Origin of the sequence: Alteromonas sp. AMM-1 (assembly GCF_047290655.1) — a bacterium.
In the GTDB taxonomy this organism is placed as follows: Bacteria; Pseudomonadota; Gammaproteobacteria; order Enterobacterales; family Alteromonadaceae; genus Alteromonas; species Alteromonas mangrovi.
In genome coordinates, this window is record NZ_JBLBUE010000008.1 from 1 (window position 1) to 12,752 (window position 12,752).

The 12,752-nt window shown below is 44.9% G+C and carries 10 protein-coding genes; all 10 read right to left on the reverse strand.

What is annotated here, in order from left to right:
• The coding region (locus ACLR2L_RS03090; protein WP_413365592.1) for a hypothetical protein at nucleotides 1-435 on the reverse strand (435 nt) is incomplete at its 3' end.
• A gap of 8 nt (nucleotides 436-443) precedes the next feature.
• Complete coding sequence (locus ACLR2L_RS03095) at nucleotides 444-1,973, reverse strand: TnsD family Tn7-like transposition protein (protein WP_413365594.1); 1,530 nt, start codon at nucleotides 1,971-1,973, stop codon at nucleotides 444-446.
• 1 nt (nucleotide 1,974) lies between these two features.
• Entirely contained in the window at nucleotides 1,975-3,624 is a 1,650-nt protein-coding gene (locus ACLR2L_RS03100; RefSeq protein ID WP_413365596.1) for an ATP-binding protein, read from the reverse strand.
• Nucleotides 3,617-5,722, reverse strand: coding sequence for a Mu transposase C-terminal domain-containing protein (locus ACLR2L_RS03105; RefSeq protein WP_413365598.1), 2,106 nt, complete (start codon nucleotides 5,720-5,722; stop codon nucleotides 3,617-3,619). Before ACLR2L_RS03105 ends, ACLR2L_RS03100 begins: the two co-directional genes overlap by 8 nt.
• Nucleotides 5,706-6,575 carry a TnsA endonuclease N-terminal domain-containing protein gene (locus ACLR2L_RS03110; protein ID WP_413365600.1) on the reverse strand — a complete coding sequence of 290 codons (870 nt, stop codon included), beginning with the start codon at nucleotides 6,573-6,575 and terminating at the stop codon, nucleotides 5,706-5,708. Before ACLR2L_RS03110 ends, ACLR2L_RS03105 begins: the two co-directional genes overlap by 17 nt.
• A 142-nt stretch (nucleotides 6,576-6,717) precedes the next feature.
• Nucleotides 6,718-8,550, reverse strand: a complete 1,833-nt coding sequence (glmS, locus tag ACLR2L_RS03115; RefSeq protein ID WP_413365602.1) for a glutamine--fructose-6-phosphate transaminase (isomerizing) — start codon at nucleotides 8,548-8,550, stop codon at nucleotides 6,718-6,720.
• Between the two features lie 2 nt (nucleotides 8,551-8,552).
• Nucleotides 8,553-9,326, reverse strand: coding sequence for a DeoR/GlpR family DNA-binding transcription regulator (locus ACLR2L_RS03120; protein WP_140957725.1), 774 nt, complete (start codon nucleotides 9,324-9,326; stop codon nucleotides 8,553-8,555).
• Between the two features lie 64 nt (nucleotides 9,327-9,390).
• Nucleotides 9,391-9,939: a DUF6942 family protein gene (locus ACLR2L_RS03125; RefSeq protein WP_413365604.1), complete on the reverse strand. Its 549-nt coding sequence runs from the start codon at nucleotides 9,937-9,939 to the stop codon at nucleotides 9,391-9,393.
• A gap of 13 nt (nucleotides 9,940-9,952) precedes the next feature.
• Entirely contained in the window at nucleotides 9,953-10,981 is a 1,029-nt protein-coding gene (locus ACLR2L_RS03130; protein ID WP_413365606.1) for an oxidoreductase, read from the reverse strand.
• Between the two features lie 53 nt (nucleotides 10,982-11,034).
• Complete coding sequence (gene glmU, locus ACLR2L_RS03135) at nucleotides 11,035-12,396, reverse strand: bifunctional UDP-N-acetylglucosamine diphosphorylase/glucosamine-1-phosphate N-acetyltransferase GlmU (RefSeq protein WP_413365608.1); 1,362 nt, start codon at nucleotides 12,394-12,396, stop codon at nucleotides 11,035-11,037.
• Nucleotides 12,397-12,752 lie beyond the last annotated feature (356 nt).

Sequence of the window (12,752 nt, forward strand, 5' to 3'; positions counted from 1 at the left end):
GCGCACCACTTCTGAAGAATGAAAGAAAAGCATACGTGCGACTTCTGCTAGTGGTAACCAATATACCTTTTCGTCAGTTGAGATTCTGTACAGAACGCAATTGTCGAATTGACCTGAAAGACCATGAGCACGTTTTAAAGTGCCTGGTAAGTCTTTGAAAGTAGCCTTTTGCCAACGTTCCTGAGTTGGCAACATAACTGTTTCCGTCCAACCCTGGGCCTTGTTTTCTGTTGATGTTCTTGGAAAAACGGTCCCTGGAGTTAAAGCGGGAAGTAGGTCAATAGGTAAGGATCTTCTGATGTTACCCGTGTCTTTATTATGGAAATAACAAACAACTCTCCATTCTTTCCCAGGTTTCTGGTACCAATCACCCAGTAAGAGCAACTTAGATTCTTTGGGGATTCCACGAATTCCAATTTCATCGACCTCTGACATAGATCTGGCTATCCGTTCCTTTGTTCTAGTGCTGCTATTTCAGTTTCAATCTTTGGGGTTACCAACTCTTCACGAATGTTAGCAACTCTGAGCAAACGCCATCGCTTAACCTCATGATTATTAGATTTAATTTGTTCATAAGCAATCCTCAATCTGCGGAGTTGAAAGTCTTCTACCGATTCTTCATGGTCAGTGAGCCATTGGCTCGTCGCTGGTAGATCAGACAAATGTTTCTCAACTGAATTTGACCGGGGCAGTTCCTTAATGATTCGAGTTCTTGTCAAACGCGGTCTATTACGCACGTTAGCCATGACCTCATATACTGATTCAAGATGCGTAACGTTTTTTGCATCCCAATCACGGTAGTTGACGGCGTAGTGGCTTTGCGAATTTACTTTTCGTTTTGGCCGATTAGACATCAGCCAGCTCTTGTCGTTGCGATACAACCAAGAATAGATAGCACCGCCACTTTCGATACTTCGAAGCTCTTTAACGCCTGCGCTTGGGTGCCGCCTCAACATGCGTACCCAACTCGATCTGTATTCTGCAACGTCGTCCCGCACTGTCACTTTTTTACTAGAATAGCTGGGCACCAAAATTCTATCCGGAAGACTGCGAACTTTTTCCAATAACTTAGTGACAGACAATTCGGGAACCAGTGCAGTGACAACAAGTAAATGGCGCAAAGGGTGAAATGACTTACGATGTTTTCGAAACAAGTTAGTCAGCCAGTAGTTGTTTTCTGAATAGTTGAATTGATTTTCAAATGTTGTTCCAGCCCATGTTCTCTTAAGTAGCCTATGTATTTCCTGGTGGCAGATCCGGGTCTTCTTCATTAGACCAAGTTCAACTGCTAAATTTCTGTAAAACAATGTCCAGCGATTAAAGCCAAGACCTTCAGATTGAGAAGCTTTAAGTAATTGCTCGTACCGGTCATGCAGTGCCCTTTCGAAACCTTTCAACTCTACTTGTCTGATATCCGCATTCAATTTACTCTCGTTCGCCACAATAAAAAGATGTTTCTTTTTTGGATGGAAAGATATCGTTGAGTATTCCAGAAAGCATGAATGCTTCCCGCAAAATACCAAGGCAGGCAACTGGTGGATTCGCTGCCAATAACACTCACCGAAAATCCCTAACTGCTCTCTCAAGCATTGAGGGCAATAGCGAAAATATTCCTGTTGTTTTACTGCACTTGCGGCAATACCAGATCGAGTATGAATGTCACCTCCTGAATCTGAGCGCATGGAAAGAATCGTTTTCATAGCTTGTTGCTGAGAGAGAAAAGGCAAATAAATTGGCGCCAAAGTGAATGAGTTAATAAGCTCCATCACGGTTGTCGGCCACACAAATTGAATGTTATTAACCAGAGAATTCAAGTGGCTTGGTAAATCTGGGACAGCGACAGCGGTAGAAGAGGAAAATACTTCCCGAACAATAGCTTTTTGATTACCAGCTAAGCCAGTATGTTGCGCATACCTAGCAACCATGCTGTACAGCAATTCGTCCTGATAAGGAACAGGGAAGTAGCCAAGCATGTTATCCAGCCAGTAATTTTTGGACAGGGTAAATAAGACATTTCTCCTTCATCACCGCATACATAGATCCTGATTTATCCGCATAAATCTTCCTGAGGTCTTGCTCAGATAGTTGGCCCCAACTGTCTCGTTTTGTATAGGCTGGCTTGGAGTCATCCTTTGAATTTTTTGCCTTTTCTTCGCCCCTTTGTGTAAGCGCGGTTGTCGCCAATTGTATAATCTGAATCAAGGTAAGATCTGGACTCCTCGTTAAAGCATCTGTAACGAGAGGCATTGCAATGTCTTCGGAAATGCCCATTGAGACGATCGTTTGTATCGCTGAATTAGCAATATTCGTCTCATCAGACTCTCCCAATTCGATCGTTTTAGGTTTTCCTAGAGGCTGTGATACTAGCTTATCCATCGCATTTATCATGCTACTTTCAAATTTTGGAAAAATGAGATCATTGCAATCTTCAAGTTTCTTCCTGTTGCCTGTCCGCAATGCATCAAGCAAAGGTTTAACGATTGAAAACTCATCTTCAAACACTTGCTCCAAGAGTTCGGGAGATAAAATTTCGTCTTCTTGAGTGGATGCTAATAATACGGCGCGAGCCTGGGCAAGACAAAAGAGTTTCACAACAATGTCAGGCACGCCTTGCGTTAACTCGTACAGTTTATTTGTCAGCGTCTCATTTCTCTCAACCTTATTGCTAAGCCACTGGTAAGGCCATAGCTCTTCAAGAAAATCTTCCCAGCTTTCATCTCTAGGTAATCGATCCCAGACCAGACTTCCGTCTCCGCTTGCACGCCTTGCCTGCCGGAACTCGCTCGCAAATAGTCGCAAAGCTTTGGGCGTACCAATCAGTACAACAGAGACTTCTACGACATTTACTAGCGTTACCAAAAAGTTGATCATTTTCTTTTCACCGCCGCTTTTCGCGAGACTCATATGCTGAAACTCATCGATGACAATTAAACCAATGGCGTGTATCAGACAAAGATCAGCAACATCTGCCATCATTTTTGCTATTGTTGGTCTGCCGGATGCATAAGTGCTTCGATAATCGAGATTAAGACGACGGTCTAGTGCGATAAAAAAACTTAAGCAGAAGTCGGAAAGTGAACCATCGTATGGGCAATCAACTTTAAGCCAGGGCACCTGGAGCATATGAAGGTCTGGATGATATATCACGCGCGGATAAGTGTTCAGTACAAGGTTTGTCGTGGTTGATTTCCCCGCTCCGGATATTCCTGCAATCGTCATAGATGAAGCTGGAGAGTCCACATCATCATGCATATAGGTGGTTAGATTTTCGTTCTGAATCAAGCCACGAATTGAATTTAGCTTTCGCTTGAATGTTGCGGTTTTTGGGTTCCTATTGAGGTAGCTGCATCTGATCAGTTTCGACAGCTTCTGCTCGATAATGATGTGGTTGGTTTGGGGAACAAAAAAATCTCGCGTTAAGCGGTTTATTGCATGAGTTCGAATGTGGCATGGTAAATTGATTTCTTCAGGTTGAAAGTGGGGTCTCTTCCTCAAGGACTTTGCCACTTGAATGGGGCTCATTATTGCCGGAAGAGCCGCGATCAGCGGGTTTTCATCGTACTCAGGCAAACCTGTTTTTTTGTATTCTGCTTCAGGGAACCTAGTTGTTTTTGTATTAGTCATCTGAGTCCCCTTCTTTCAATAGATCCTTCAACCGAGTCGGAAGTTTAAAGCTCTTTTGCCCAGCATTTGCACCATGAATCGGTGTTACAGTCGCCGATGTCCTTTCAAAAGGCTCATTCCGTTCTGCTGTTCTATTGCTTCGTTCAAACTGCCTTTCTTTACGTTTATTGTCCGCAATCCCTTTCGCTCTTTTCGCTTTCTCTGTTTTCGTATAATTTGGTTGATTCTGCTTGGATTCGTCTTTGATTTGCTGAAGTTCACTAGCCAAATTAACCGAGCCCGATCGTTTCTTAAGTTTTGATGTGGCAGCTACGTCCAATCGAATGTCCTGAATAACCCATAGCTCCCATATCGTTATATTGGCGTAAGCGCGACTTCGGGACGTTAAGTTTGCAGGTATAAATTCAGCATACGAGTCAGTGGGGCGAAGATAAATTGTATTCGTACTGTATAAGTCATAAGCAACGGTAACCGTTCTGGCTCCTCTGTAATTTTCTTCAAACCAACCCCATTCTAGGGCTTGTTTACAGCTGTAATAACAGCCAAAAAGCTTCAGACCGTGTTCAGTTACAGTTGCATTTGTGTGAGGCAGCAGGTTCACCTTTACCAGTTGAGGAGCAGGTCTTCTTAACATGCCTGTACGATATTCAATACCCCAGTTCCAGAGGGACAGAGGATTCGCTGGGAACTGTTTCGGAATATCAGAGTCAATATCGTAAGTTCTAATAACATGATCATTATTATAGTGAAGCACTATCTTAATCATCATTTTCGTGAACTCTTTTAGAGTAAGTATTCCATCTTGCCGATAATCATTGCCATGCCGTTTCTTGCCAATTGGATTTTTGGTTACATAACCTTCAACAAACGGTTTCATTTTAGTCTGAACAGTTCGGAAATAGCGTTCTACAATTCCTTTCCAGTCAGCTCGGTATGCAGGCGTATTTTGAATCTCGACGTGAAAAGCTTTACTGAGTACTTCGACATGTCGACCAAGCATTTCACCTTTGTCGCCAATTATATGTTCTGGCAAACCCTGCATTGGCCACAGGTCAGGTGTGATATCAATGCCATGCTCTGCACAATAATCGACTTTATTTGCCATAGCATTTCCAAGCGCCTCCATTGCACTGACCCAGGAAGCATTTTCCAAGCCTATGTACATACCAACAATCGCTCGACTGAATACATCGACAACAAAATACATAGTAGGTCGGCCAACTATTTCTGCGCGGTCCTGCTCTGACACAAGGTATAAATTAGCAATGGTGGCATCAATTTGATAAAGGTAGCCAGGGCCTGGCACTTCGGCTGTCGAGGTACCAATACTGGGACTGAAATCTTTCAGGTAATTAATTTCACCTTCACGCTTCTTGGTCACTTCGATAGATGTATATTCTTTCTGAAAAAAATATTTAAATTGACGCTCAGTCGGCACATTGATTAAGTCCTCCGGCGATGCTGGAATTTTAACCCCATAAGCGATCAATAATTGGTTGTACGCATAATCGAAGTCATATTTATTTTCGTTGAGATAACTTTTTTGGATGACCACCCTGAAAAGAGATTTGACTTGATCGGTGATCGGGACACCTTCACCCTGATTACGTGTGCGAATGGGTCCGTTTCTCTTACCTTTAAATGTTTTCGGTTTTCCTCGTCCCCCACACAAATCATAACGTCCACTCAATGAATTTGCACACATACCAAATTGCCAATATTTTCGCAGCCAACGATACAAAGTTTGTTTGGTAACTTTGTTCTCTTCCATGATCTTACACATCAGCAAGCCACGGGCTTTCCTCTCATAAATACCGGGCTCCGACTTGACCATATCCTTGATAGCAATCCATGCTTTTTGTTGCACTTCCTCAGATTTCGAACCTGCCTTAGGCGCGCTCATGCTGATATTTACGTAAGGGTCATTGATTACTTTAAGATCGGCTCTAGCCAACAAGTGTTCAAATTGTGATTTCAGTGTTACTTGTGGTAGGGCTCTTTCGTCATCTATATTTATCCAATAAATTACTTGCGGATTACTCCAGAGTATCCTGATTCTCTGGGTATCCCACTGATAAACATCATTTGGCATGAACATAATTTGCCTCCTGATTTAACCAGTACTCTGACAGTTCTATATCCTTTGCTTTTAGCTTGGTGTGCAGTGTTCCGTGAATATCCCAAAGAAAAGCCTGTTGTGCGGCTAAATGCCTGAAGTATTGGAGGTGAGCGCCGGGCACCTGAGCATAGTTGTCATCCAGCTCTCGTAATGGTACTGGCAATTTTTCCTCTGAATTGCCATCAAGCGCTTTGGCGATTCGTTCGAAAATGCCCATTCTTTCGGAAACTTCAAGGTCATAACTGTGCATGTGAGACGCTAGCCAGCGGATATTTTTTACCGACGTAACTGGCACATCGTGTTCTGTAAATGCGTACCAAGCTACTTTTTCATTCTCCCAAAAGCGACGCTCAATCTCCTGCTTTTCTAGTGTGCGCGCATCCTCTAGATCTTCAGCATACTTTACTGAAACAGCATGGCTAACTAGAACCCCATCAATTTCCATATCAATTAAAAAATCAGTAGTCATAACCTGAAGTATCCCTTTGTATACGGGATGTTTGATTCCTAACCTTTTTGCAATATCAATTGTGGCTTCAGGGTTAAGAGGGAACTGCTCACGTATATCGACCACAGCGTCATTCCAATCAAAAAGTAAAAATGCTGCAAGCTCAAGGTCTGAAAGTAGATGGACGATACGGTTATGAGTAAGAGCTGGACGGCGATGTACCCTTCCCTTGCTCGGAACATCTCGTACAGTTAAAAAGGGCTGATAATCTTTTCCGTAACCTTGGCCACGTTTTTCTTTTTGTAAGCGTCTCAGAATTGCAGGCTGAAGAAGACTCTTAATTTCTTTCGGGTAGGGGCTTAAGAAAGCGGCTTTCATACTCATATTGATAATCCGAGCAAGGCTATTAAGTCAAAGCATAGCTCGGATCATATTAAGTATGATACTTTTTTGTTTAGTATGATACTTTTTTGTAAGTATGATAGTTTTTTGTCAATCTACAACTGGCATGCTTAAGGACGTGTTTTTATTCTACGGTAACTGATTTAGCAAGGTTTCGCGGCTGATCTACGTCGGTGCCTTTAATTAACGCTACGTAGTAAGACAACAATTGCAGCGGGATTGTATAGATAATGGGAGCAATTGGCGCATCGCAATGCGGCACATTAATCACACGCATAGTATCGTCACTGGCAAAAGCGGTATCTTTATCTGCAAATACATACATGATACCGCCTCTGGCGCGCACTTCTTCCACGTTTGACTTTAATTTTTCCAGCAATTCATTGTTAGGCGCAACCACGATAACCGGCATTTCTTCGTCAATTAATGCCAACGGGCCGTGCTTGAGTTCACCCGACGCATACGCCTCTGCGTGAATATAAGATATCTCTTTGAGCTTTAAGGCCCCTTCCATAGCTATCGGGTACTGATCCCCCCGGCCTAGGAACAGGGAGTGGTGTTTATCAGCAAACTCCTCAGCCAAATCCTCAATCCCTTGGGTAATAGTGAGTGTCTCTTCCAGTTTTGCCGGTAAACTATGCAAGGCTTTAACAATAGCATTTTCGTCTTTTGCAGACATGCCATTGTATTTACCCAATGCCAGTGTAAGCATAAGAAATGCAGTTAACTGTGTTGTAAACGCTTTGGTAGATGCCACACCAATCTCAGCGCCAGCGCGGGTCATAAAAGACAGGTCAGACTCACGCACCAATGATGAACCTGGCACGTTACAAATAGTCAGACTGGCCATATAGCCCAACTCTTTTGCCAAACGCAATGCCGCTAATGTATCTGCCGTTTCTCCCGACTGAGAAATCGTCACTAACAGACTATTTTCATGCACCACTGACTTTCGGTAGCGAAACTCGGATGCTATCTCAACATTACACGACACATTGGCATATTGCTCAAGCCAGTATCTGGCGGTCATACCCGAGTGATAACTGGTACCACAGGCTACAATCTGTACGTGTTTTACTTTTTCAAACAGTGCTTCAGCACCGTTACCAAACACGTCGGCAACCAGTCCTTTTTCATCAAGGCGATGCTGCAAAGCATTACGCACAACGGTAGGTTGCTCATGGATCTCTTTTAACATGTAGTGGCGATATCCGCCTTTGTCACCTGCGTCGTGTTCGATATTCGACTCAATCACTTCTCGCTCGACCGGATTTCCCTGCTTGTCGAATATTGACACGCTACGGCGGGTTATTTCAGCAACATCGCCTTCTTCAAGGAAAATGAAACGACGGGTAACCGGCAACAATGCCATTTGGTCAGACGCGATGAAGTTTTCGCCCAAACCCAATCCAATTACCAAAGGACTACCAGAACGTGCTACTACTACGCGCGATGGATCTTGCTTATCCATAATTACGGTGCCATAGGCTCCGTGAAATTGAGGTACAGACTGTTGCACAGCCGCTAACAACGAATCTGCCGTTTTTAACGCGTCGTGAACAGTATGGGCAATAGTCTCAGTATCGGTATCACTGCTGAACCGATAGCCTTTTGCAGACAGACTTTCCCTTAACGTCTGGTAGTTTTCTATGATGCCATTATGCACTACAGCAATGCGCTCTTCAGATACATGAGGGTGGGCGTTGGCCTCTGTTACTCCGCCGTGAGTAGCCCAGCGAGTATGTGCAATACCTGTAGAGCCTAACGCCTCCTGGCCTCCAATTGCATCAACCAACTCTTGCACCTTGCCCGTGCGGCGGATCCGGGTTAGAGCACCGTCTGACTGCAATAAAGCAACACCGGCTGAATCATATCCACGGTACTCAAGACGCTTAAGCCCTTCAAGCAAGATCTCAACCACATTACGTTCGGCTACTGCCCCCACAATCCCGCACATATCTATTCTCCATCAGGTGACGCGGTTAACACTGTCACACCATAATCTGCTAATTGTCTTGCTGCATCGTCAGCAAGACCGGTATCGGTTACCAAAACAGCCACTTGCTGCCAGGTTAATTCTACATTCGGCATTTTGTTTCTTAACTTAGCTGATTCTGCCACAACAATCACCTTTGTTGCTGCATTTGCCATCGCCTGGCTAAGTTGGGTCATTTCGTTGTAAGTTGTGGTACCGCGCTCTATATCAAGACCTGCGGCGCCTACAAATGCCAAATCAAAGTTATAGGCCTGCACCATATTACCCGCCATCTTGCCCTGAAATGACTGGGACCGGGGATCCCAGGTCCCACCCGTCATAATAACGGTTGGCTCGTTCTTAAAAGCGACTAATTGATTCGCCACAGAAAGTGCATTGGTCATAACCACTATATTCTGCTGCGTTTGCAAGTGCTCTACCATGGTTGCCGTTGTACTACCACTATCTATGATAATCCGTTGATTATTTTGAATAAGACTTGCGGCCAATCGGCCTATAGCGGCTTTTACTGGTGAGAGAAAAGTGCGCTGACTACTGCTAACTAACGCAGGCAACGGCGCAGCTCCGCCGTGCTGACGTACTATCGTGCCTTCTGAATCCAACACAGATAAGTCTTTGCGAATAGTCACGGATGAGGTTTCAAACAGCTGCGCAAGCGCCTCCACAGACGTAAGTCCGTATTGATTAACATGCTCGACAATACTTTGTCTTCTTGCGTCGGTGTTTCGCTTTGCCAAAAAAGAAACTTACAATTTACGAAATGAAAGATTAATCTACGCTATTTATTTCGATTCGCAAGATTTATTTATTAATGGCATGCACATTCAGTTCTGCGTGAATCAAATCGACCAGATACAAGATCTTGCTATTTGATAGCTGTCGATAATCGAAGTATGGACACACAACCAAATTTAAAGATGTGTTAATAGCAAACTCTGGCGTAACCCAATAGAGGCTTTGCGCGACATTTGTACTCTGTGCAAACGTTCGTCCGGTAATAATATTCAGTGTATCCGCCTCAAAACTGTTTGGCTCACCGAACATCAGCGCGGTATTCGACCCACCCTGTAAAAGGTGGGTGTCCCGAAATTGTTGCCAACAGTTCCCCTGCTTGAATTGCAGATTGTCTGGCAAGGCAAAGAGAAATTTTGCATACACATTAAATACTTTACGCCAGCCATTGCCACAAGCTTTACCAATTGCGTCTATGTCACCTGCGGTAAGCGGTACAATGCCGTTTCCGAGGCGCTGCAAACTGAAAGCGGGGCGATTTGCAATGAATACACGCATTCTTGCATTGCTATCGCCCAAGCCTTTTATTTTCGAAGAAGTCAGGTCTATCATCGACATCGGTTGGTCATGTTCACGCTACCAGCATAGTGCGCTGATTTTGCGAAGACGCGATTGCCAGTTCAATAAGTTGTATTACCGGTACGACCGTTTTTGCATCGGCGGGCAACGGAGACTCGCCTTGAATAGCATCAGCTAATTGTTGATAAAACTGGATGTACCGCCCCGGCAGTGTAGGGATTATCTTGCTGGAAGTATCCGTGTGTAACTTACCTTGCTCCTCTTCTGGCGTATTCGCCCAACGCGGATCGTTAAAACTCAGCCCAGCTTTAAGTTGCTCCTCCTGAGGATCCAACGCAAACTTTCGGTAACTTCCCTTGTTGCCATGCAGTGCAAAACGCAGTGTAGGGCCAGCCTCAAATGGCGTAGAACCAAGCAACGCAATGTGAGCGCCATAAAACAAGGTTATCTCAAATGCGTCGTTTGCTTCACCGCCATGACGTTGAGTAAGTATGTGTGCGTTTACAGCCTGGGGCATTCCCCATAATTGAATACACTGATCAATCAGATGCGGGCCCAAATCCCAGAAAATACCTGCGCCAGGGCCCGGCTGTTCGCGCCAGCGCTGCCTTAGGTTGGGTCGGAAACGGTCGAACCGGCTTTCAAAACGCTTGACATCTCCAACGGTATCATCGGCGATTAACTGTTTAATGGTAAGAAAATCGCCATCAAAACGCCGATTGTGAAACACACAAAGGTGCTTGCCGGCCTGTTTCGCCAGCGTAACTAATTCTTCACCCTCTTTGCTGTTTAGTGTGAAGGGCTTTTCCACTAATACATGGCAACCTGCTTGCAACGCTGCCTTTGCTTGTGGTGAGTGAAGATGGTTTGGTGTAGTAATAACAACTAAATCGAAACTGGCTGAGCTAAATGCTTGCTCAAGTGACGAGTAAACTGCACAACCGGGTAACTCACTGTTCACTTTGGCGGGATCGGATGACACCACCCCATTAATCTCAAAATCAGCAAGTTGAGTAAGAAAAGGTACGTGAAAGGTTTTGGCTGCATAGCCAAAACCCACCACAAGCGTTGATATTGTCATAAGCTAACTGCTTCCGCGTTGCTGAGGTGGGTGTCCAGAGATTGAATGGATAATCAGGCCTTTTTAGTAGGACGTTTCCAGCCGCTGATATTGCGTTGTTTGCTTCTTGCTACGGCAAGATTATGCTCCGGCACATTGGATGTAATGATAGAGCCGGCCGCCACCGTTGCGCCTGCACCTATTTCAACGGGCGCCACCAGCGCTGAATTGGAACCAATAAACGCATTCTCTCCAATTAGTGTCTTAGACTTATTTACACCGTCATAGTTGCAGGTAATGGTACCGGCGCCAATATTGCTGTTGGCGCCAATAATCGCATCTCCCAGGTAGGTCAAATGATTGGCCTTTGCACCTTCTCCGAGGGTGGCTTTTTTCATTTCAACAAAATTACCCACCTTTGATTTACGCTCCATTACTGCCCCTGGGCGCAATCTGGCGAAAGGACCAACTGTACAGTCTTCGCCAACGCTGGCGTCCTCAATGATGCTATTAGCTTCGATTACTGCACCAGAGGCTACTTCGCAATTGGTAAGTACACAGTTAGGGCCAATTACCACGTTGTCACCCAACTTAACATTACCTGTAAATACGCAATTTACATCGACATAGACATCCTGACCGGTGGTTAATTGTCCGCGCACGTCAATTCGGGCAGGATCTGCCAGCGTAACGCCCGCCGTCATCAATGCTTCAGCCTGCCAACTTTGCAGGGTGCGCTCCAATCGGGCTAATTGCACCCGGTTATTTACACCCTCGACTTCCACAGGTAAGTCAGGATGTGCCGACTGGATACGTTTGCCTTCGGCGGCAGCCATGGCGATAACATCGGTAAGATAATACTCGCCTTGGGCATTGTTGTTAGTTAAAGCTGCCAACCAACGCTTCAGGTCTTTACCACCCATAACCATCATGCCGGTATTAATTTCTGTTATCACACGTTGCGCTTCAGTAGCATCTTTATGCTCTACTATTGCAACAATGTTATCGTCTTTTCTGATAATACGGCCCATGCCTGTTGGATCATCCAAATGCACAGTGAGCAGCGCCAAATCACATTGAGACTTTGCGGCTATTAATCGCTCAAGGGTTTCAGCCTTAATCAAGGGCGCATCACCAACCAAAATCATCACATCTTCGTCATCAGTAATATAATCAACAGCCTGCATAACGGCGTGGCCAGTTCCCAGTTGCTCCTGCTGCAAACACCAGTTTACCTGCCTGCCCTCAACCCTGGCTTTCAATTGGTCAGCACCATGCCCATAAACCAGATGAACGGCAGTTGCGTCCAATGACTCAACTGTGTTGATGATGCGTTGAACCATAGGCACGCCACCTATTGGGTGTAACACCTTTGGCAGCGAAGATTTCATTCTTGTGCCTTTACCCGCCGCCAATACCACTACTGAAAACGCCATATCGAGTCCTTTTCAAAATTGATGCGCCATAGTGTAACCAACTCATCACTGCAAGTCAGTGCTTCCGTAACATTTCTGGACACCCACCTCGATTATGGACACTCACTGAAAAATTGGACATCCACCTTTAAAGTGTTCGAACTAAAAAACCGGTAAAGGCGGGTGTCCCCAAAAAAAGTGGGTGTCCATAAATGAGGAGCATAAACGAGGTGGGTGTCCAGAGATTGAGGTCCGGGCGTCATTAATATGCGACAGTGGCACAACGTGTTCTCAGCGGTTATTATATGCATGGCATAGACATGATATGCCCAAGGAAGCATCCCCCCAATGCAATAACCTCACAGCTTCAAGGAGAG

Excerpts from the sequence above, each read along its gene's own strand:
- glmS (WP_413365602.1), bottom strand. The coding sequence starts at position 8,550 with ATGTGCGGGATTGTGGGGGCAGTAGCCGAACGTAATGTGGTTGAGATC.
- ACLR2L_RS03125 (WP_413365604.1), bottom strand. The coding sequence starts at position 9,939 with ATGTCGATGATAGACCTGACTTCTTCGAAAATAAAAGGCTTGGGCGAT.
- glmU (WP_413365608.1), bottom strand. The coding sequence starts at position 12,396 with ATGGCGTTTTCAGTAGTGGTATTGGCGGCGGGTAAAGGCACAAGAATG.
- ACLR2L_RS03095 (WP_413365594.1), bottom strand. The coding sequence starts at position 1,973 with ATGCTTGGCTACTTCCCTGTTCCTTATCAGGACGAATTGCTGTACAGC.
- ACLR2L_RS03110 (WP_413365600.1), bottom strand. The coding sequence starts at position 6,575 with ATGAGTATGAAAGCCGCTTTCTTAAGCCCCTACCCGAAAGAAATTAAG.
- ACLR2L_RS03130 (WP_413365606.1), bottom strand. The coding sequence starts at position 10,981 with ATGACAATATCAACGCTTGTGGTGGGTTTTGGCTATGCAGCCAAAACC.
- ACLR2L_RS03105 (WP_413365598.1), bottom strand. The coding sequence starts at position 5,722 with ATGTTCATGCCAAATGATGTTTATCAGTGGGATACCCAGAGAATCAGG.
- ACLR2L_RS03100 (WP_413365596.1), bottom strand. The coding sequence starts at position 3,624 with ATGACTAATACAAAAACAACTAGGTTCCCTGAAGCAGAATACAAAAAA.